Source organism: Paramagnetospirillum magneticum AMB-1, from assembly GCF_000009985.1.
In the GTDB taxonomy this organism is placed as follows: Bacteria; Pseudomonadota; Alphaproteobacteria; order Rhodospirillales; family Magnetospirillaceae; genus Phaeospirillum; species Phaeospirillum magneticum.
On sequence record NC_007626.1, the window covers coordinates 2,097,997 to 2,118,354 of the forward strand.

The following is a 20,358-nucleotide window of genomic DNA, read 5'->3' on the forward strand; positions in this document are numbered from 1 at the left end:
AAGGAGGGGAGGGGGAAGTATGAGGGGCGTCCGCAAGCCGCTGGATATCGCCATCATCGGCATGGCGTGCCGTTTCGCCGGCGCGTCCGATTGGCGCGCCTATTGGCGCAATCTGCTGGACGGCGTCGAGTCGGTCACCTTCCTGACCGACGCCCAGATGATTGAGGCCGGAGTCGACCCGGCCCGGCTGCGCCACCCCGATTACGTCAAGGCGGCCTTCCTGCTGCCGGGCACCGAGAATTTCGATCCGCAGTTCTTCGGCTATTCCCCCCACGAAGCCCGCCTCATCGACCCGCAGCAGCGCCATCTGCTGGAAGTGTCGTGGGAGGCGTTTGAGGATGCCGGGTATCCTCCCGGCCAGGATCACGGCCCCGTCGGCGTTTATGCCGCCACCGGCAGCGTGGTCACCAACTACATGATGAACGAGCTGGCCGACCACCCGGATTCCCGCGGCGCCACGGCCAGCCTGCTGCATATCGGCAACGACAAGGACTTCGCCGCCACCCGGGTGTCCTTCAAGCTGAACCTTACCGGTCCCAGCCTCAACGTGCAGACGGCGTGCTCCACCTCCTTGGTGCTGGTGCATCTGGCCTGCAACGCCATCCAGGGCGGCGAGTGCGCCATGGCCCTGGCGGCGGCGGGCATCGTCCGCGTGCCCCAGGCGGCGGGCTATATGGGGGTCAAGGGCGCCATCTTCGCCCCCGACGGCCATATCCGCACCTTCGACGCCGAGGCCGGGGGCACGGTGTTCTCGTCGGGCGTCGCCGCCATGCTGTTCAAGGGCCTGGACCAGGCCGTGGCCGACGGCGACAACATCTATGGCGTGATCCGGGGCACGGCGCTGAACAACGACGGGGGGCGCAAGGCCTCCTATGCCGGGACCAGCGTGCGGGGCCAGACCGACGTGATGAAGGCCGCCCTGGCGCAAAGCGGGTTCGACCCGTCCACCATCGGTGCGGTGGAGTGCCACGGCACCGGCACCATCGTGGGCGATCCCCGCGAGTTCACGGCACTGCAGCGGGCCTTCGAGGGCGACCGGCGCCAGGGCAAATGCCCCATGGGCTCGACCAAGCCCAATATCGGCCATTCCGAGCAATCGGCCGGTCTGGCCTCCCTGATCAAGACGGCGCTGTCCCTGGGGGAAGGGGTGGTGCCGCCCACCATCAATTACCGCACGCCCAACCCGCGCATGAAGATCGAGCAGTCCCGGTTCTTCGTGAATACCGAGCGGCTGTCCTGGCCCGAGGTCCCCGAGCATCCCCGCCGCGCCCTGGTCAACGGGCTGGGAATCGGTGGGACCAATGGGGTGGTGGTGATGGAGCAGGCCCCGCCGCCCCGTCCCCGCACCGGGGCCGCGCCGCGCCCGCGCCATCTGGTGGTGTTGTCGGGCAAGTCGGCCGGTGCCCTGGACGCCAACGCCGCCCGCCATCGCGCCTGGGCTCTGGCGCATCCCGACATGGCCATGGGCGACTACGCCCATACGCTGGCGGTGGGCCGCACCCATTTCGACCACCGCTTTGCCTGTGTCGCCGCCTCGCCGGCCGAACTGGCCGCCCGGCTGGAGGGCTTCAAGGCCGACCCCAAGGCGGCCCGCAAGGCGTCCCAGCCCCGCCGGCTGGCCTTCCTGTTCAGCGGCCAGGGTGCCCAGGTGGCGGGCATGGGCCGCACTCTTTATGAGATCGAGCCCACCTTCCGCGCCGAACTGGACGCCGTGGCCGCCGCCCTCGATCCCCATCTCGACCGCAAGCTGCTGGACGTGCTGTTCGCGGACGGCGAGGCCATCCACAACACCGGCTATACCCAGCCTTGCCTGTTCGCGGTGGAAGTGGCCCTGGCCCGCACCCTGGCCGCCTGGGGCATCCGGCCCGAGGCGGTGTGCGGCCATTCGGTGGGCGAATTCGCGGCCTGCGTCGTCGCCGGGGTGTATTCCCTGGACGATGCCGCCCGGCTGGTGGCGACGCGGGGCCGCATGATGCAGGCCCTGCCGGCGGGGGGCGCCATGAGCGCCGTGTTCGCCGAGGAAGCCGTGGTGGCCGAGGTCTTGGCCGCCCTCGACGGCAAAAAGATCGGCATCGCCGCCGTCAACGGGCCGCAGGGCACGGTGATTTCGGGCGAGGCCGCCGAAGTGGCCAAGGCCGTCGCGGCGCTCGAGGCCAAGGGGATTCCCTCCAAGGCGCTGACCGTTTCCCACGCCTTCCATTCGCCGTTGATGGACCCGGCCCTGCCCGAGCTGGATGCGGCGGTCTGGGCCGTTCAGGCCAATGCCAAGGCTCCGGCGCTGGGCTGGGTCTCGACCTATACCGGTCAGTCGAAAAAGGATGCGCCCGATTCCGAATACTGGTGCAGCCAGGCGCGGCAGGCGGTGCGCTTTGCCGATGCCGTGGCGGCGCTGGCCAAGTCGGGCATCCGGGACTTCGTGGAGATCGGTCCGGGCGGCGCCTTGCTGGCCCTGGGGCGCAGCGTCGCCGGGGCCGAGGGGCTGGGCTGGCTGCCGACCCTGGGCAAGGGCGATGAACATCAGACCTTGCTGGAGAGTGTGGGCGCGCTCTATCGCGCCGGCAACGATCCCGATTGGGCGGCCTTCGACGCGCCCTTCGATCTCCGGCGCCTGTCGCTTCCCGTCTACGCCTTCCAGCACGAGCGGGTGTGGGCCACCAAGGATTACGAGCCGGTGGGCGGGCGCCGCGCCGCCGTACCCGCCGGAACGGGACTGACCGGACGGCGGCTGCCTTCGCCGCTGGCCGCCCATCAGTTCGAGACCGAGTTCAGCCGCCAGCGCTTCGGCTGGCTCGATGACCACCGGGTGCATGGCGCCGTGGTGCTGCCCACCACCGCCGGATTGCTGGCCGCCCTCGAGGGGGCGCGGGCCAAGCTAGGCGAGGGGCCGCTGGAAGTGGCGGGCTTCAGCCACGGCGACGCCCTGGTCCTGGCCGATGACGAGGCTCGGCTCGGCCATCTGGTGGTGGAGGCCAACGGCGATGGGGCGGGGTTCAGCCTGTCCAGCCGGGGCGGCGACGAGGACAAGTGGCGGACCCATATGCGCGGCGAAATCCGCCGCGCCAAGCCGGGCAAGGCCAGCACCTTCGACGCCAAGGCCCTGAAGCGGCGCTGTCACCTGCCGGTCAAGGCCGACAGCTATTACGCCGGAATGCGCAGCCTGGGGCTGGCCTACGGCCCCAGCTTCCGCGCCATCGAGAGCCTATGGCGCGGCGAAGGCGAGGCCCTGGCCCGCCTGCGCCTGCCCGATCTGGTGGAGCCCCTGGGCAACGGCCTGATGCATCCGGCCCTGCTGGACGCCTGCCTGCACGTCTACCCGGCGGTGATCGAGGAGCACGGCGACTTCACCCAGCCGCCGCCCGAGGGGTCCTCGGCCCATCTGCCGCTGGCCATGGAGCGGTTCAGCGGCGCCCGTTCCGAGGAACGGGAGCTTTGGGTGCACGCCCGCCGGCGCAAGCCCAACGGCCATGGCGCCGACATCACGGTGATCGACATCGAGGCCTTTGATTCCGATGGCCGCCCGGTGGCCAGCTTCGACGGGCTGTCGGTCAAGAAGCTACCCGCCTCCCTGTTCAAGCCCCGCCGGGCCGATGGCGAAGACGGCTGGCTCTATGTCCCCCGCTGGGATGACCGGCCCGTGCCGCCGGTGGCCGCCAAGGCATCGGGACCGCTGACCTGGCTGCTGCTGGGCGGCGACGGTTTCGCCAAACCCCTGAAGGAGGCGCTGGGCCGCACCGGCGCCGCCTGCCGTCTGGTGGCCGCCAAGGATTGCCCCACCGATTTGGAGGGGTTCTCCCGTCTGCTGGAAGGCTTCGCCGCCGAGGCCGGGGCGGGCAAGGCGGGCATTCTTCATCTGGGGGCGGTGGATGCCCCCGGCGAGGAGGCCTGGGGCGACGAAGGGGCGCAGCGCCGCCTCTACGATTCGGTCCTCGGCCTGTCGCGCGCCCTGGGGGTCAACCGCACCGGCTTCCTGGTGGCGCCCAAGCTGCATCTGGTCACCCGTAACGCCGCCGATGCCACCGGCACCGAGCCGCCCGCCCATGTACTGGGCGCCGGGATGTGGGGCATGGGCCGCTCGCTCGCCCTGGAGGCGCCCGCCCTGTGGGGCGGGCTGATCGACCTGGAGGCCGGGGGAGCGTCCGGTGCCGAGGCCCAATTGCTGGCCGCCCATCTGGCCGCCGCCGATGACGAGGCCCAGGTCGCCCTGCGCGGCGGTAAGCGCCTTGCCGCCCGGCTGGTGCGCGCACCCGTCCCCGAGCGCCGTCCGGCGGCGGGCGAGGGCGGCACCTATCTGGTGACCGGCGGCCTGGGGGCACTGGGTGTGCTGACCGCTGAATGGCTGGCCGCATCGCGCAAGGCCGCCCATCTGGTGCTGGTCAGCCGCCAGGGCGACAAGGCGGCCAACGCCGCCGAGGTCTTGGCCCGGCTGGAGGCGCTGGGGGCCAAGGTGACCATCGCCAAGGCCGATATCGCCAAGGAGGGCGACGTGGCCAGGCTGCTGGGCCGTCTCGCCAAGGCCGAACCGGCGCTCAAGGGGATTTACCATAGTGCCGGCGTGCTGGACGACGGTCTGGTGGACCAGATGGACTGGACCAAGTTCCGCCGCGCCCTGGCGCCCAAGCTGGACGCGGGCTGGTGGCTGCACAAGCATAGCCAGGGGCTGAAGCTCCACGATTTCGTGCTGTATTCCTCGGTGTTGTCGGTGATCGGCTCGGCGGGCCAGACCAACTACACCACCGGCAATGCCTGCCTCGACGCCCTGGCCGCCCATCGCCGCGCCCTGGGCCTGCCCGCGCTCTCGGTCAACTGGGGCGCCTGGGCCAGCGCCGGCATGGCCGACGGCCTGGGGTCCCAGGGCGAGGCCATCTGGCGGGCGCGGGGCATTCACTACATCGAGCCCGATCTGGGCCGCGAGGCCTTCGACCTGCTGTTCGACGGCGCGGCCGGTCAGGCCGTGGTGCTTCCCGCCGACTGGCCCACCTTCCTGCGCCAGTTCCAGGTGCCGCCGCGCTTCTACGCTGAACTTCAGGGCGGCGCGGTGGGCGGGCTGGCCGCCGATATCGAAGCCTTGAAGCAGGCCATGGCGGCGCCCGAACCGGGGATTCGCCGCGCCGCCATCACCGATTTCCTGGCGCGGCAGGTGATGACCACCCTGGGCATGACCGCCAAGGTGGAGTCCGACCGGCCGCTGCGTGAACTGGGCCTGGATTCCCTGATGTCGGTCACCCTGATCAACCGGGTGGAAAGCGCCACGGGCTTGCGCATTCCGGCGGTCAAGCTGATCAAGGGACCCAGCATCGACGAACTGGTGGCCGATGTCTGGCCCGATCTGGCCGGGGTGGAGGTTTCCGCTCCCGCCGCTGCCTCCGCCGCCGCCGAGACGGTGGTGGAGGTGGACGCGGCGCCCAGGCCGCAACCCAAGCCCGCCATCAATGCCGGGGCGGGAAAGTGGCTGGTCACCGTGGCGCCGCGGGCCAATCCCCGCTACCGGGTGTTCTGCTTTCCCTTCGCGGGCGGCGGTTCGGCGGCCTTCCAGGCATGGTCGGCCACCACCGATCCGGCCATCGAGGTCATCGCCGTGGAGCCGCCGGGGCGGCTGGCCCGCATCAGCGAAAAGCCGGTGCGCGACATGGACGTCTTCGTCGATCACGTCATCGACGAGATGGAGGAGACGGGCAAGCTTGACCTGCCCTTCGCGCTGTTCGGCCACTGCCTGGGCGGGCTGACGCTGTACGAGGTGGCGCGCACCCTGATCCACGAGACCGAGACCAAGCCGCGTCACCTGTTCTGCTCGGGGGCGCGATGCCCCGACCGGGTGCGTATCGTCGGGCCGTTCGAAAAGAACCTGGCCCTGCATCTGGCCACCATGCCGGGCTACAAGCCCAATCTGCCGCCCTATCGCCAGGCCGATCCCATCTTCGCCGAGATCATCCGCCAGTTCGACATGGCGGCCAGCGACCAGTTCCTCGACGACCCGGAACTGCGCCGCCTGATGCTGCCCGCCGTGCGGGCCGAGTTCGAGATGACCAGCAAGTACCGTTACGTGCCGGAAAAGCCCTGGGACATTCCCATCACCTGCTTCGTTTCCAAGGGCGACCCTTACGTCTCCCGCCAGGACATCCTGGGCTGGGGGCGGTTCACCAATTCGCGCATGCAGGTCTACATGCGCGAAGGCACCCATTATTCCATTTTCGAAGACGCGGCTTTCATCCAGCGCGTCATCGGCCGCGAGCTGATGGCGCCACCTTCCTGAGGGGGGAAACGACATGCATAAGATGGCTTTGGTGCTGGGGGGCGGTGCTCCCAATTTCACCCTGATGACCGGTGCCCTGCTGGCCTTCGACGAGGCGGGGGTCAAGTTCGACGTCATCTCCGCCACCGGCGGCGGCGGCGGCGTGGCCCTGTCCTATCTGGCGCCCAAGGGCATGAGCCGGCAGGACTCGCTGCGCAACTCGGTGAATTTCGGCGTCTCGGACGAGATCTACAAATACATCCCCATGAACTACAAGGTGTTCATGAAGGGCAGCAAGGTGGCCGAGGCCTATCGCTGGCTGATTTCAAAGCTTCCCGGCTACAACCGGATCATGAATCAGTTCAGCATGACCAAGCGGCAGAAATTCTGGTCGGATCTGATCCAGATGTTCTGGGCGCTGACCACGCCGTCCACCGTGAACGTCTTCAGCAAGGGCCTGTGCGCCAATGCTCCGTTCATTCAGGAAATGGTGGATTTCGACGCCCTGAAGACGGTGGAGGAGGATGTCTACCTCAACGCCTACAACCTGACCGACCACAAGATGGCCATCTTCGGCAAGGACGTGCTGGACTATCCCCATTTCGGCGCCACCCTGGCCTATCCCTTCATCTATCCGCCGGCCGAGGTCGACGGCAAGCTGTACCTGGAAGGCGCCGCCGAGGATGCCTTCAACTTCCAGGGCCTGCTCGAGCATGACGAGGGCATCCGCACCGTGGTGGTGTTCGACGCCTTCGGCAACGAGGGCTATATCCAGGACCCGCCCAACCTGTGGCAGGCCTGGGGCCAGAATCTGATCCTGCCGCTGATCTCGCTGACCCGGCACGATCTGGCCTTCTTCGAGCACATGCTCGACGACTGGAACGAGGAGCATCCCGCCCGTCAGGACGTGGAACTGATCAAGGTGCAGTTCGACATCCCCAAGGACTGGCTGCCCACCGCGCTGGACTGGTCGCGGTCCAATCTGGAACGCATGTTCGAGCTGGGCTACGAGACGGGCAAGAAGTTTGTCGCCGAAAAGGGTGTCCGCCTGGGCGCCACCCTGCCGCCCAAGCCCACGCCGGCCCGTGGTCGCGGCAAGAAGGAGAAGGACGACGACGCCATGTTTGGCGGCGCGACCATCGGCTAGAGGCTTTTCGCCCGGAAGGGGGCGTTGTACCGAACGGATGGTCCGCCAGGGCGGGCCGTCCGTTTGAATTTTCACCGTTGCCGCACGATTTTTCAATGCGGAAAAATTTTCATAAAAAAACATTTATTTGTACGGTCTTAGCCCAGCGGTTGCACCGCAGCACGCCAAATGTGTATTTTCGTTGTTTGCAAGTATGCAGCCTGGGCGTATCGTTACGGGCATGCGCAAGACGCCCGCAACATTCGAGCACGGTGATGGCCGCCGATCCGGTCGGCGGCGCGGTGGCGTGCCGGCTGGGGCCGAGCTCATGTCCAACACCATGTTTTCCATCCTGCACCAGACCAGTGCCGTGCTGGTCGGGGAAGGGGTGGCGCGGATCGACGGCTTCGATGTCCACGAGGTCGGGCAGGATTCCGTCAAGCTGCACGACATCACCGCGGTGGCCGGTTTCGGCCTGCCGGTGGGGCTGCTGATCGCCTTCAGCTTCGATCAGACCCTGCTGGGCGACATCCTCGACAAGGCCACCGGCGCCCTGCCGGTCCCCGATGACGAGCGGGAGCTTTACCTGCGCGAGACCGCCGCCGAGGTGGTCAATACCGTGCTGGGCCTCTGTACCGCCGATTTCCAACTGAGGGAGGTGGCCATCAGCCTGTCGCCGCCGGTGGTGATGGAAGGGGTGCGCGATATTCAGCGTCGTGGCGACGCGGTCTTCGCCAGCATGGAGATCCTGACGGACAAGGGCGCGGTCAGCGTCAACCTGTTCGGTCCCCGCCATCTGTTCGACGACCGGCTGAATTATAAGCACTGAGGCGATCGGCGCCGGCCTACTTCTGAAACAGCGGGATATCCATCTCGCGGTCGTGGGCGTCCAACTGGCTGAGGAAGTCGCTCAGGAGCAACTTGGCCTGCTCGGCGCTGCCCCGTCGCAGAGCGTCATACAGCGGGGTCAGCAGGCGCAGCAGACGCTGGTGGTCCAGCTTGAGCTGCTCGGCTGCGGCCGCGTTGAGTCTTGCGGCCAGACCCTCCTCCATGCGGAAGTGAATGCGGATCCGCTCGGTCAGAACATCCACCGCCTCGATCGCCAGGCCAAGGCCGGGGTCGTTGCGGATGACCGCGCTCATGGAACTGATCATCTGGTGAAGTTTCTGGTGTTCGGCGTCGATGGCCGGATCGCCGCTTTTCCACTGCTCATCAAGCCAGGTGGCCATTTCAGTCCCCTAAACTTCGCCGCCATGACTTCACATGGGAAGCGGGAGGGCACAATTCCAGGGCGTGGCGTCAGCCGTAACGCACTCCGGTGCCGCCCAGGCCGCAATAGCCGCCCGGTTCCTTGGCCAGATATTGCTGGTGATAGCCCTCGGCCCAGTAGAACCGCCCGGCCGGGGCGATCTCGGTGGTGATGGCGCCGAAGCCGGCCCGCCGCAGCGCTTCGCCATAGGCCTTGGCCGAGGCCTCGGCCGCCGCCTGCTGCTCCGGGGTGGTCCAGTAGATGGCCGAGCGGTACTGGGTGCCGATATCGTTTCCCTGGCGCATGCCCTGGGTCGGATTGTGTCCTTCCCAGAACAGCCGCAGCAGCGCGGTGTAAGAGACCTCCGCCGGGTCGAATGCCACCAGCACCGCCTCGGTGTGGCCGGTCTGCGCCGAGCACACCTCCTCGTAGGTGGGGTTGAGGGTGAAGCCGCCCGTATAGCCCACGGAGGTGGAATAGACGCCGCCGGTCTTCCAGAACAGCCGCTCGGCACCCCAGAAACAGCCCATGCCGAAGCAAGCCACCTCCATTCCCACGGGAAAGGGCGGCTTCAAGAGGGTGTCGAGCACGTAGTGGCGTTCGGGCACGCGGATTTCGCTGGCGCGGCCGGGCAGGGCCTTGTCGGCGCTCACCATCACGGTCTTGCTGGGTCCCCAAAGCGACATGAGCGTGTCTCCATAGCGAGTCGTCCCCTCCCATATGGGGAGGCGGTCTCAGCGTAGCGAGATGGCCGCCAGCGCCAAAGCGGCGACGATGGCCAGGGCGCCCAGGAAGATGTCGCGCTGGCGGCGGCGGGCCCGGTCCTTCTCCTCGATGCGGCGCTGCAGCCAGCGGGTGGTGACCTCGACGGCCGCCGCCCCCGGGAAGTCGCTGAACACTCCTTGAACCGCCGAGGGCTCGAACATGCCGTCGTTGAATTCGTGGATGGTGAACAGGCACCACTCGCCCTCGTATTCCACCTGGCAAATCCAGTCCTGCATCACCCAGCGGTCCAGCACCTTGCGGACGGGCTTTTCCGCCTCCTGGGGGTGGAAGGAGAACTGGAAGCCCTCGACGGAGGCGATGCGGGACTCTGCCATGACGAAACCTCAGTGAAATGGGCTAGTGCCGAAAATAACGGTGGCACTACCGGATGTAATAATTGTTTCACCCCGTCGGCACAAGCCCTTGCGTTATAGGATAGCCATGGACGGCATCGAAAACTCTCCTGTCAAAGGTTGGCGTGTTGTGCCGAAGCTGCCGGAAAGCGGCGAGCTTGATACGGCCATCGTCCAAGTTCCATTGTCCGCAATCAGACGAGGTGAGTCATGACCCACCAGGCAACGACGGTCCATGCCCTGAACCCGGCCACCGCTGACGGACTGGAGGTGCGTCTGGCGGAAAGCCGGGCGGAAGTCGCCGCCGCCCAGCGCATCCGCTACCGGGTGTTCTACGAGGAGATGGGGGCCAAGCCCACCCTCTCCATGCGGGCCCTGGAACTGGATTTCGACGATTACGACCGTCATTGCGATCATCTGCTGGTCCTGGCCGACGGCGAGGTGGTGGGAACCTATCGCCTGATCCGCCGCAAGGCCGCCGAGGCGGTGGGCCGGTTCTACTCGGCGGGCGAGTTCGACATCAGCCCGTTCCTGGCCGCCGATGGCGAGATCCTCGAACTGGGCCGCTCCTGCGTCGATGCCCGTTGGCGCCATCGCGGCACGCTCCAGGCCCTGTGGCAGGGGCTGGCCGCCTACATGGTCGAGAACGACATCCGCCTGCTGTTCGGTTGCGGCAGCCTGCCGGGCACCGATCCGGCGATCCTGGCGCCGCAACTGGCCTATCTGCGCGACAACCACATGGCGCCGCCGGCCCTGCGCGGCCGGGCGCTGGACAGTGCCGAGAAGGTGGACTTCTCCACCATCGACGTGGCCTGGGACGCCCGGCGCGTGCTGGCCTCGCTGCCCCCCCTGCTCAAGGGTTATCTGCGCCTGGGCGGGGTGATCGGCGATGGCGCGGTGATCGACCGGCCGTTCAACACCACCGACGTCCTGGTGGTGGTCAATGCCGCCGACATCGCCGGACGCTATGTGAAGCGCTTCAGCGCCTGATACCAGGGGGCCGCGCCGCTTATGCGGCGGAAGCCAAGCGACCCGGAGGGCGCGCCCGGCGCTTGAGGGGCTCCTTGATCGGTTCCGCTCAAGGAGCACTGGTCTGAGTCGGGTCATGGAAAGGGGGGCGCCCGTTCGGGGGCGTTTGCCCCCGATCCCCCAATCGGGAGGCGCGGCCTCCCGAGCCCTTCAGCTTTTTAACTCATTGAAATAAAAAAACTGGTGGTTCGGAGGCTGTGCCTCCGAACGGGTCAGGGCGGTAGCACTGCGCGCAAGCGGATTTTCCTCCGCCTGTCAGCGCCTGATGGCGCGGTGCAGCGCCGCCAGCAGGCGGGTGGGCTCCACCGGCTTGGCCACGTAGTCGTCCATGCCGGCGTCCAGGCAGAGGGCGGCATCGCCATCCATCACGTCGGCCGTCATGGCGATGATGGGGATTTTGGCCACCGGGCCGCTCATGGCCCGGATGCGCCGCGTCGCCTCCAGACCGTCGATGCCGGGCATGTGGACGTCCATCAGCACCAGGTCGAAATGATCGCGGGCCACTGCGGCGATGGCTTCGGCACCGTTGCGGGCCAGGGTGACCCTTTGGCCCCAGCGATCCAGCAATGTGGTGGTCAGCTTCTGGTTGACCGGGTTGTCCTCGGCCAGCAGAACCGCCATGGGCGGCAGGTCGGGGCCGGCATCCTCCGCCGCCCCTGAGTCCTGGTCGGGCAGGGCGGCGCTCAGCGGTAGGGTGAAATGGAAGGTGGTTCCTTCGCCGGGGATGCTGTCGAAGCCGATCTCGCCCCCCATCATCTCCACCAGCCTCTTACAGATGGACAGCCCCAGGCCGGTGCCGCCAAAGCGCCGGGTGATGGAGGAATCCGCCTGGACGAACTCGGAGAACAGGGCGGGGGCGGCGGCGGGTTCGATGCCGATGCCGGTATCGGCCACTTCGAAGCGCAGGCGGGAGGAGTCGGATTCCTCCGGCTCGACCGAGACGGCCACATCCCCCTTCTCGGTAAACTTGACGGCGTTGCCCATCAGATTGGTCAGCACCTGGCGCAGGCGGGTCGGGTCGCCCGCCTGATAGCGCGGCACGGTGTCGGCGATGCGCAGGCTCAGCGTCAGCCCCTTGTCGCGCGCCGCCCCCTTCAGCAACGCCACCATCTCCTCCAGCAGGCGATGCAGGTCGAATTTGGTGGCCTCCAGCTTCATCTGCCCGGCCTCCAGCTTGGAGAAGTCCAGGATGTCGTTGATGATGGCCAGCAGGGCGCGGGCCGAGGATTGGGCCGTCTCCAGGTGGTCGCGCTGATCTGGCGTCAGGGGCGAGCCGGTCAGCAGGTGCAGCATGCCCAGCACCCCGTTCATGGGCGTGCGGATCTCGTGGCTCATGGTGGCCAGGAAGTTGGCCTTGAGCCGGGCGGTCTCCTCCGCCTTGTCCTTGGCGTGGATCAGCATGCGCTCGGCACGCTTGCGGTCGGTGATGTCGGTGTAGGTGGTGACGAAGCCGCCACCGGGAAGCGGTGTGCCGCGCACTTCGACCACCGTGCCGTCGGGGCGTTCGCGCTCGAAGCAATGGGGGGCGAAATTGCGGGCCCGCTCCACCCGCTCGGCCACCAGGGCCTCCACGTCGCCGGGGCCGTACTCGCCCCGCATGGCGTTATAGCGCATGAAGTCGGCGAAGACCGTGCCCGGGTGAATCAGGCTGGGGGGGAAGTCCAGCATTTCCAGGAAGCGGTTGTTGCACAAGATCAGATTCAGGTCGCGGTCGAATACGGTAAAGCCTTGACCGAACTCTTCCACCGCCTCGATGAGGTGGCGCCACTTGAACTCCGCAGACCCTGCCCCGTGATGCATGCCCCGGTCCCCTCCGCTCGCGCAAATGTAGCATATGATAAATTCCGCCAGGGCGGAAGCGGCGTGCTCGCCGGTGGAAGGATCTATACCTTTGTAACCATTGCGAGATGTTGTTGTGCGATATACCGTTCTTCCCGTGCTGTTTTCACCAGAGGAAGAAGGGGGCGAGCATGGCCATCAAGCGCGCAATTTGCCTGGCGGGCGGCGGACCCGCCGTCGGATTGTCCATCGGGGCGCTGGAGCGCCTTCACCGTGAGCCCGACATCACGTTCGACGTCTGGAGCCTGGCCTGCATCGGCGCCTGGCTGGGCATCGTCTGGAATCAGGCCGAGAGGGGCAAGGAGGCCCAGACCTCCGAGGCGTTCTTCCGCGGCATCTTCCGGCCCGATGACGTCTACGACAAGTTTCCGGTGGCGGCGGCCTTCGCCCCCGATTTCGAGGCGGCGACCCAGAACACCCTGAATTTCGTGCTGGATTCCAACAGCTATCGCAATCTGGTGATCCCCGAGGCCATCAAGGAGGCGTCAGAGGAAATCGTCGCCTTCACCAAGGACCCCGGCAAGTGGTCCCAGGCCAATTTCAATGCCCTGATCCTCAATCAGGTGCTGGCGGTCAACCCGGTGTCCCGGTTCATGACCAGCCTGATGTACAAGAGCGCCACCAAGGGGCTGTCGCGGGTCTTCTACCCCGACAGCGCCTTCCTGCAGCAGATCGATTTCAAGGCGCTGTATCAGCCCGGCCGCCCGACGCTCTACCACAATTCCTACAACCTGACCGACCAGCGCCTGGAATTGTTCAGCAACAAGGATTCCAAGTATCAGCGAATCTCGGCCGAGACCCTGTGCGCCTGTTCGGCCCTGCCCTACATCGAGGAGCCGGTGACCATGAACGGCAAGGTGTATTGCGAGGGCGCCACCATCGATACCGTCAACTTCGAGGATCTCCTGACCAATCATCCCGATCTGGACGAGGTCTGGGTCAGCCGCATCCTCGACCGCAAGCAGATCCGCCGGCCCGAAAACCTGTATGACGCCCTGAACAACCTGGTGATGCTGTTCGCCTCGACCACCAGCGAGGACGACGTCAAGCTGTTCAAGTACCACCTGCGGGAGACCGGCTCCAAGGTGAAGGTCATCGAGATTCCGGTGGCCTCGAATATCAACTACGACTGGAGCTGGTCCAATCTCGACCGGTCCATCACCGACGGGCGACTGGCTGCGGAGTCTGTACTTAAGGCCTATCGTAGGGCGGCTCCGGCCAAGGCGGATCGGCCCAAGGCGGCTTCGGCCAAGGCCGCAGGCATGTCCGCGCCCATGGCCGACGCGGCGAGTGATACAGTGGACGCCTGACTAGCCGTAAGTCATGCCGCATAGATTCATTACAATTGAGTGTTTGAAAGGGCGCGGGAGGGCTGTTTAATTGTCGCGTCATCCGTATTGATGTAAATCCGGATGGCGGGGGCGAGGGGCTTCGGCGGGACCGGGGCGGGCGTGGCCTGCTGTCGGCCGCCGGTGGCGGAGGATGAGATGAGTTTTCTCGACGACATGAGGATTTGGGCCAAGATCGCCATTGTGCCGGTGGTGGCGACCATTGGACTTGTCATCATCGCCTGGGTCGGCATGCAGGGGCTGGCGGGGCAAAGCCGGACGCTGGATGAGATCGCCGAGGTCTCCTTCGCCAAGTCGGTGAAGATCGGTGACTTCACCGACGTTCTCCAGGATGCCCATTCCGACCTCTATCGCCTGCTGACCTGGAATGCCGCCGGCGTCGAGGCCGCCAAGGTGGACAAGATTGAAGGCGCCTTCGCCGATGGCCTGAAGAAGGCAAAGAAGCAACTGGGCGACTATCGTTCCGCCTTCGCGGTGACGGCCGAGGAAGATGCCCTTCTCAAGAAGATCGATGCCGGTCTCGGCGTCTATAAGAACGCCACCGATCAGGTGGTCGCCATGCAGAAGATGGACTTCACCGCCGCGGTGTCCTTCATGTGGACGGCCCAGGACAGCTATCAGGCCCTGATGGCCGAGACCCAGGCCATGGTCGCCCTGGAGGCCCGCATGGTCGAGGCCGCCCGCCAATCGGCCAGCCAGGATGCCGGCACCACCCGGGGGCTGTTCATCGGCATCACTCTCGGCGTCCTGGGCTTGCTGGCGCTCATTTCCTTTCTGCTGGTCCGGGCCATCGCCAGCGCGGTGGGCGGCATGACCGGCGCCATGGAACGTCTGGCCCAGGGCGATCTGGGCGTGGTGGTGCCGGCCATCGGCCGTCGGGACGAGATCGGCGCCATGGCGGCGGCCGTCCAGGTGTTCAAGGACAATGCCCAACGGGTGAAGAATCTCACTGACGAGCAGGAAGCCCTGCAGCGCCAGGCCGAGGCCGCCAAGCGCCAGGCCATGACCGATCTGGCCGGCGAGATCGAGACCACTGTGCGCGGCGCCGTCGAGAACGCCTCGCGGGCCGCCGATTCCATCCGGGGCGAGGCCGAGGTGCTGGCCGCCAATGCGGAAACCGCCATCAGCCAGACCGCCCAGGTGGCCGAATCCTCGGAATTGGCCAATGGCAATGTGGAAACCGTGGCCCAGGCGGCGTCGCGTCTGGTTGGCTCCATCAGCGAGATCAACCGGCAGGTCGAGGAATCGTCGCGGGTCGCCTCGGAAGCGGTGGCCGAGGCCGCCCGCACCGACGAGACCGTCAAGACCTTGACCGTCGCCTCGGGCAAGATCGGCGAGGTGGTCAACCTGATCAACGACATCGCGTCGCAGACCAATCTGCTGGCGCTGAACGCCACCATCGAGGCCGCCCGGGCCGGCGATGCCGGCAAGGGCTTCGCCGTGGTCGCCAACGAGGTCAAGAACCTGGCCAATCAGACGGCTCGGGCCACCGAGGAAATCACCGGCGAGATCACAGCCATGAAGGCGGCGACCGAAGAGGCCGTCCGGGCCATCGACGGTATCGTCGCCACCATCGGCCGGGTCAATGAGGCCCTGGCCGCCATCACCGGGGCGGTGGCCGAGCAGGGCCGCGCCACCAGCGAGATTTCGGATTCGGTCAGCCAGGCCGCCGATGGCACCCGCACGGTGTCGTCGGGCATCGGCGAGGTCCGACGGGTGGCCGATCAGGTGGGCAATGCCGCAGCCACCGTCCAGGTGACGACAGAAACCCTGGTGGGCGAGTTCGATCGCCTGCAAACCCAGGTGGACGGGCTGGTGGTCCGTCTGAAATCCGCATAACAATCAGGAGGGATGCCGTGAGGAATTTCGTGAAGATGGCGGTGTTGGCCGCTTTCGCCTCGGTTGGCCTGTCGGGCGCGGCGCGCGCCGCCGACGAGTGTACCGCCGCCCAGGGGCTGGTCGACAAGGCGATCACCCACTACAAGGCCGCCGGTCAGGCGAAGTCCTACGCGGACTTCATGGATAAGGGCAACAAGGACTGGGTCAACGGCGAACTCTACGTCATCGTCGCGACCATGGATGGCATTTTCAAGGCCCATGCTATCAATCCCAAGCTGATCGACAATCCGGACCTGCCCAAGCTCAAGGACGTCAACGGCGTGATGATCATTCAGGAAATGATCAAGGCCGGCAAGTCCGGCCCGGCGGGCGCCTGGGCAAAATACACCTGGACCCATCCGGAAACCAAGAAGCTGGCACCCAAGCAGACCTGGGTGAAGGCCAGCGGCGACTTGCTGTTCATGGCCGGATGCTATCCGGCATCCTGACCTCCGGCAGCGCCGACCATTTCATGCCGCCCGCCAATTTTGCGGGCGGCATTTGTATGTGTGGCGAAATATGGCGCCAATTGCCTCCGCGTCACTGTCGAGTCGGCTTTTGGGGTGTTTGCCACTTCGACTCGACTCAATGGAATCCCGAATCGGGCGGATCAGGAGCCGTGGGGGAAAGAATTCCACAGTGTCTTTCGTTGCAACATCCTTGTGTCTATGCTTAACCTATACGCGCTGAGCCAGGGGGAACCTCGGCCTTGGTCGTGCGCAGAACTGGGGGGTGCGCTCTGAATTATGGTGGCGGGGGGGAGAGTTTTGAAAATCACCCTGAATTGTTTAAGTGTTGAAGTGGCGATCGGTATGGGAGGTAGATTCCCATGAGGCCGTATATTGTTGCCATCTTCAATCAGAAGGGGGGGATTTCCAAGACCACCACCAGCACCAATCTAGCGGTATGCTTGGCGGCGTTCGGAAAATCCGTGGTGGTCATCGACCTGGACTCTCAGGGCGATTCCACCAAGAGCCTGGGCATTGATCCCAAGACCAAGCAGGGCATCTACGATCTCTTCACCAACGGCGCCGCCGTCGAGGACGTCATGGTCGACACCATGTTCGAAGGCGTCCGGGTGCTGCCGTCGACCTACAGCCTGGCGGGGATCGAGATCAAGCTGTCGGAGATGCAGAACTCCCAGCGCACCCTGTCCAATATCTTGTCGCACACCGCGCTGGATTGTGACTATGTGGTCATCGATTGCCCGCCGGCCCTGGGAATTTTGCCCATCAATGCCTTGGCATCGGCGCACGGTGTGATCATCCCGGTGACCGCCACGCCCTACGCCAATGACGGTCTGCTGCGCACGCTGCCCTCCATCAAGTATGTGCAGGAGGGGCTGAACAAGAACCTGCTGCTGCAGGGCGTGCTGTTCACCATCAATGACAAGAACAAAACCACCCGCAAGATCAACGAGTTGATCCGCTCTCGCCTGGGCGGGACCGTCTATAGGACGGAGATTCCGCGCGACACCACGGTGATCGAGGCCGCCACGGCGCGGCTGCCGGTCTGCGTGTTCGCGCCCAAGTCGCCGGCGGCGCAGGCCCATTTGGACTTCACCGAGGAATTCATCGGCCGCCATGTGGCCATCGCCGCCAAGAACAACGAAGCGGTCACGCCGCATTCCCCCCGCGATGAAGCGATCGGGCGCCTGACCCGCTGGCGCATGGGGTGCGCGGAAAGTGCGGTGGCCACCGATGACGCCCGCCTGCGCCAGAAGACTGACCAGTTGGACCGCATGCTGTACGGCGACCGGACGCGCATGGAACGTTGGCATCTGGAAGTGGTGCATTTCTTCATCGAGAACCGGTTGTTGCTGGCGGCGTTCCTGATGGTGGTCCTGCTGGGCGGCCTTACCCTGCTGGGCGTGGGAATCGAGGGCGCGCGCCGATTGGCCGGGCTGCTCGGTTTTGTCTGACGGATGATGCGATGATGGCCCCCAGTTCAGGCGATATTTCCGGTGTGGTGGTGTTCCGGTTGGCAGGGGGTGATTTCGGGCTGCCGGTGGAGACCGTGCGTGAAGTGGTGCCGGTTGCCTGGCTCGACCATCCCCCGCACCTGTCCGCCATGGTCGAGGGCGTGCTCAATCTTGGTGGGCAAGCCGTGCCGGTGCTGCGACTTGCTCGGCTGCTGGGGATCGAGGGGGGGCAATACGGTCTTGATGCCTCGATTCTGGTCATGCGCCCGCGCCAGGACGAAGGGATGCTGGGGCTGTTGGTCGAACACGTGGACGGTGTCCGGGATATGGGCGAGTTCAGCATCATGGGCCTTGCAGCCAGGCAGTCCTTCAACGATTGCCTGGTTGATGTTCTGGGACGGGACGGGCGGGTCGTGAATCTGCTGGCCTGGGATCGTATCCTGCTAGAGCAGGAGCGGTCGCGGCTGGCCGAGTTCCAGGTCCGCAGCCAGGCGCGGCTGGACGAATTGACGGCTTACGGACCATGACGGGGAGCCGGCTTTGAGTCTGCCCTCCTCCGGTGCGCCGCCAGCCGTCGCCGCCCTTCTGGACGACCCGGCCTATTCGGTCCTCAAGGCCCTGATCATCGATACCACGGGCATGGCGTTCTACCGCGACAAGGACAGCGACTTGGCGCGCATCCTGGCCGAGCGCATGGCCGAAATCGGCATCGGCGATTGCGCCGGCTATCTCGATCGCCTGCATTGCCTGGGGCAGGGCAAGGCGGAGATGGATGCGTTGATCGCCGAACTGACCATTGGCGAGACCTATTTTTTCCGACACAAGGAACAGTTCGACGCCCTGCGCGACCTGATCCTGCCCGAGGCGATCGAGCGCAATCGGACGGTCCGGCGCCTGCGCATCTGGAGCGCCGGCTGCGCGACAGGGCCGGAACCCTATTCCGTCGCCATCATGCTGGAGCGTGAGTTCGGCGAGCGCATCGCCGGCTGGCACGTCACCGTGCTGGGCACGGATATCAATCAGAAGTTCCTGTCCCGGGCGCGGGAGGGGCGCTATGACGAATGGGCGTTCCGGACTATGTCGGATTCGCTGCGCGCCGCCTGTTTCGAGAAGGTCGGCAATCAGTGGCAGATACGCCCCGAGTTCAAGCGCAATGTCAGCTTCCAGTACCACAATCTGATCAAGAGCCCGTTTCCGTCGCTGGCGGACAATATCGCCGGGTTCGACATCATCATTTGCCGCAACGTCATCATCTATTTCAGCCAGGCCACGGTGGAATCTCTGGTTCCGTGTTTCCGCGAGTCCCTGAACGACGGAGGCTGGCTGATCATGGGGCATGCCGAGCCCAACCAGCGGCTGTTCGCGGATTTCCGCACCGTCAACACGCCGGGCGCCGTCCTCTACCAGCGGGTGGATCGGCCTTATGTGGTGGCCGAGCCGTCTCCGCCGGTCCCGCCGCCCTTGCCGTTGGTCAGCCCTCCGCCGGTGGTTCGGGGAGGCTTGCCGGCCAAGGCTCCGACGTCCCGGGCGTTGCCGCCCAAGGCGCTGTCCCCGCGCGGTTCCACGTCGGCGCGACCCGGGTCGGCGGCGCCGGCCGCCGCCGCCGGGGGAGCGGGGGATTTCGACCGGCTGACGGTGGCACGCAACCTGGCCGATAGCGGGCAGTGGGAGAAGGCCGCCGCCGCCTGCGACGCCATCATCGCCGCCAGCCCGCTGGATGCCTGGGCCTATTTCTACCGCGCCATGGTCCACGAGCAATTGGGTGAGGACGAGCCCTGCGAAAAGGCCTTGCGCCGCGCCATTTATCTCGACCGTCGTCTGGTTCTGCCCCATTATCACCTGGGGTTGTTCCTGGCGCGAAAAGACGATAGCACCGGTGCCGAGCGGTCGTTCCGCAACGCCCAGGCCCTGCTGGCCGGTCTGGCCGACGAGCAGCCGGTCAATCCCGGCGAAAAGATCGCCGTCGGGCAGATGCGTGAGGCGGTGGCGATGCATCTCAAACTGCTTGGGGGAGCCTGATGTCCCGGCGAGGGGAGACGATTCTTGACCGCCTCCACGCCCTGGGCGAGCAGCCCCTGGGGTGGAGCGAAGCGGAATTCGCCGAGGGCCTGCTGCGGGCGCGGGCTCGCCGCCTGGCCGCGCCGCGCGGGCTCAGCGATCGGGTCGAAGCGGGGTTTGACGTCCTTGGGGCGCGAATCGCCAATGAGCGCTACGCCTTTCCCCTGGAGGCTCTGTCCGAGGTTATGCTGCTGGCCCGCTGGACTCCGGTACCGGGGCAGCCGCAATACCTGCTGGGTGTCACCAACCTTCGGGGGGAGATCCGGCCCGTCCTCGATCTGCATTCCCTTCTGGGCCTGACGCCGCCAGCGCCAGAGGCGCGGACCTGGGTGATCTTCCTCAAGGCGGGAGGGGCCGAGGTGGGCGTTCGCGTCGATGGTCTTGACCGGGGCGTGCGCCTGGATCCCTCCGCCATGACCCGCCCGCAGGAATCCGGCAACGGCTTGCCGCAACGATTCATTTCCGGCATCACCCCCGATGCCTTGATTCTTCTCGATACCGTACAGCTTCTGGCCTTGGACGCGCTGAAGGATACGCGCGTCGAGGGCCTTGATGAGTGATG

The 20,358-nt window shown here is 66.1% G+C and carries 16 protein-coding genes; 12 read left to right on the forward strand and 4 right to left on the reverse strand.

The features are described 5' to 3' along the window. The first annotated feature begins 19 nt into the window (after positions 1 to 19). From AMB_RS09835 to AMB_RS09845, 3 genes are all read left to right on the forward strand, one after another. A complete protein-coding gene (locus AMB_RS09835) occupies positions 20 to 6,250 on the forward strand; it encodes a type I polyketide synthase (protein ID WP_011384352.1) in 6,231 nt (2,076 codons plus the stop codon). Between the two features lie 13 nt (positions 6,251 to 6,263). Beyond that, positions 6,264 to 7,376, forward strand: a complete 1,113-nt coding sequence (locus AMB_RS09840) for a patatin-like phospholipase family protein (RefSeq protein WP_011384353.1) — start codon at positions 6,264 to 6,266, stop codon at positions 7,374 to 7,376. Positions 7,377 to 7,683: 307 nt separating this feature from the next. Continuing rightward, positions 7,684 to 8,184, forward strand: coding sequence for a chemotaxis protein CheX (locus AMB_RS09845; RefSeq protein ID WP_011384354.1), 501 nt, complete (start codon positions 7,684 to 7,686; stop codon positions 8,182 to 8,184). A gap of 16 nt (positions 8,185 to 8,200) precedes the next feature. Here the strand turns inward: AMB_RS09845 and AMB_RS09850 are convergent, their stop codons facing one another. From AMB_RS09850 to AMB_RS09860, 3 genes are all read right to left on the reverse strand, one after another. Beyond that, complete coding sequence (locus tag AMB_RS09850; protein WP_011384355.1) at positions 8,201 to 8,584, reverse strand: hemerythrin domain-containing protein; 384 nt, start codon at positions 8,582 to 8,584, stop codon at positions 8,201 to 8,203. A gap of 70 nt (positions 8,585 to 8,654) precedes the next feature. Next, a complete protein-coding gene (gene msrA / locus AMB_RS09855) occupies positions 8,655 to 9,290 on the reverse strand; it encodes a peptide-methionine (S)-S-oxide reductase MsrA (protein WP_011384356.1) in 636 nt (211 codons plus the stop codon). Between the two features lie 48 nt (positions 9,291 to 9,338). After that, positions 9,339 to 9,704, reverse strand: coding sequence for a hypothetical protein (locus AMB_RS09860; RefSeq protein WP_011384357.1), 366 nt, complete (start codon positions 9,702 to 9,704; stop codon positions 9,339 to 9,341). A 106-nt stretch (positions 9,705 to 9,810) separates the two neighbouring features. Here AMB_RS09860 and AMB_RS26760 point away from each other — a divergent pair, with 106 nt between their 5' ends. Next, complete coding sequence (locus AMB_RS26760) at positions 9,811 to 9,936, forward strand: hypothetical protein (protein WP_269446065.1); 126 nt, start codon at positions 9,811 to 9,813, stop codon at positions 9,934 to 9,936. After that, a complete protein-coding gene (locus tag AMB_RS09865; protein ID WP_011384358.1) occupies positions 9,933 to 10,712 on the forward strand; it encodes a GNAT family N-acetyltransferase in 780 nt (259 codons plus the stop codon). Before AMB_RS26760 ends, AMB_RS09865 begins: the two co-directional genes overlap by 4 nt. Positions 10,713 to 11,006: 294 nt before the next feature. Here AMB_RS09865 and AMB_RS09870 read toward each other — a convergent pair whose 3' ends face one another. Next, positions 11,007 to 12,551: a PAS-domain containing protein gene (locus AMB_RS09870; protein ID WP_011384359.1), complete on the reverse strand. Its 1,545-nt coding sequence runs from the start codon at positions 12,549 to 12,551 to the stop codon at positions 11,007 to 11,009. Between the two features lie 170 nt (positions 12,552 to 12,721). Here AMB_RS09870 and AMB_RS09875 point away from each other — a divergent pair, with 170 nt between their 5' ends. The 7 genes from AMB_RS09875 to AMB_RS09905 all read left to right on the forward strand — a co-directional run bounded on the left by AMB_RS09875 (position 12,722) and on the right by AMB_RS09905 (position 20,356). Continuing rightward, positions 12,722 to 13,900, forward strand: a complete 1,179-nt coding sequence (locus AMB_RS09875; RefSeq protein ID WP_011384360.1) for a patatin-like phospholipase family protein — start codon at positions 12,722 to 12,724, stop codon at positions 13,898 to 13,900. A 177-nt stretch (positions 13,901 to 14,077) separates the two neighbouring features. Continuing rightward, on the forward strand, positions 14,078 to 15,778 hold the full coding sequence (locus AMB_RS09880; protein WP_231849036.1) for a methyl-accepting chemotaxis protein: 1,701 nt from the start codon (positions 14,078 to 14,080) through the stop codon (positions 15,776 to 15,778). Positions 15,779 to 15,795: 17 nt separating this feature from the next. Further along, positions 15,796 to 16,266 (forward strand): cache domain-containing protein, encoded by a 471-nt coding sequence (locus AMB_RS09885; RefSeq protein ID WP_011384363.1) that lies wholly within the window; start codon positions 15,796 to 15,798, stop codon positions 16,264 to 16,266. A 380-nt stretch (positions 16,267 to 16,646) separates the two neighbouring features. Beyond that, a complete protein-coding gene (locus AMB_RS09890; RefSeq protein ID WP_011384364.1) occupies positions 16,647 to 17,738 on the forward strand; it encodes a ParA family protein in 1,092 nt (363 codons plus the stop codon). Positions 17,739 to 17,749: 11 nt separating this feature from the next. Further along, a complete protein-coding gene (locus tag AMB_RS09895) occupies positions 17,750 to 18,265 on the forward strand; it encodes a chemotaxis protein CheW (RefSeq protein ID WP_011384365.1) in 516 nt (171 codons plus the stop codon). 13 nt (positions 18,266 to 18,278) lie between these two features. Next, the gene (locus AMB_RS09900) at positions 18,279 to 19,757 is read left to right on the forward strand and encodes a CheR family methyltransferase (protein ID WP_011384366.1); all 1,479 of its coding nucleotides are present in this window, start codon (positions 18,279 to 18,281) and stop codon (positions 19,755 to 19,757) included. Continuing rightward, complete coding sequence (locus AMB_RS09905) at positions 19,757 to 20,356, forward strand: chemotaxis protein CheW (RefSeq protein WP_011384367.1); 600 nt, start codon at positions 19,757 to 19,759, stop codon at positions 20,354 to 20,356. Before AMB_RS09900 ends, AMB_RS09905 begins: the two co-directional genes overlap by 1 nt. The last annotated feature ends 2 nt before the right edge of the window (positions 20,357 to 20,358 follow it).

Bases quoted from the DNA above. Each gene is read 5' to 3' on its own strand.
- AMB_RS09835 (WP_011384352.1), top strand. From the start codon at position 20: ATGAGGGGCGTCCGCAAGCCGCTGGATATCGCCATCATCGGCATGGCG.
- AMB_RS09840 (WP_011384353.1), top strand. From the start codon at position 6,264: ATGCATAAGATGGCTTTGGTGCTGGGGGGCGGTGCTCCCAATTTCACC.
- AMB_RS09845 (WP_011384354.1), top strand. From the start codon at position 7,684: ATGTCCAACACCATGTTTTCCATCCTGCACCAGACCAGTGCCGTGCTG.
- AMB_RS09850 (WP_011384355.1), bottom strand. From the start codon at position 8,584: ATGGCCACCTGGCTTGATGAGCAGTGGAAAAGCGGCGATCCGGCCATC.
- msrA (WP_011384356.1), bottom strand. From the start codon at position 9,290: ATGTCGCTTTGGGGACCCAGCAAGACCGTGATGGTGAGCGCCGACAAG.
- AMB_RS09860 (WP_011384357.1), bottom strand. From the start codon at position 9,704: ATGGCAGAGTCCCGCATCGCCTCCGTCGAGGGCTTCCAGTTCTCCTTC.
- AMB_RS26760 (WP_269446065.1), top strand. From the start codon at position 9,811: ATGGACGGCATCGAAAACTCTCCTGTCAAAGGTTGGCGTGTTGTGCCG.
- AMB_RS09865 (WP_011384358.1), top strand. From the start codon at position 9,933: ATGACCCACCAGGCAACGACGGTCCATGCCCTGAACCCGGCCACCGCT.
- AMB_RS09870 (WP_011384359.1), bottom strand. From the start codon at position 12,551: ATGCATCACGGGGCAGGGTCTGCGGAGTTCAAGTGGCGCCACCTCATC.
- AMB_RS09875 (WP_011384360.1), top strand. From the start codon at position 12,722: ATGGCCATCAAGCGCGCAATTTGCCTGGCGGGCGGCGGACCCGCCGTC.
- AMB_RS09880 (WP_231849036.1), top strand. From the start codon at position 14,078: ATGAGTTTTCTCGACGACATGAGGATTTGGGCCAAGATCGCCATTGTG.
- AMB_RS09890 (WP_011384364.1), top strand. From the start codon at position 16,647: ATGAGGCCGTATATTGTTGCCATCTTCAATCAGAAGGGGGGGATTTCC.
- AMB_RS09895 (WP_011384365.1), top strand. From the start codon at position 17,750: ATGATGGCCCCCAGTTCAGGCGATATTTCCGGTGTGGTGGTGTTCCGG.
- AMB_RS09905 (WP_011384367.1), top strand. From the start codon at position 19,757: ATGTCCCGGCGAGGGGAGACGATTCTTGACCGCCTCCACGCCCTGGGC.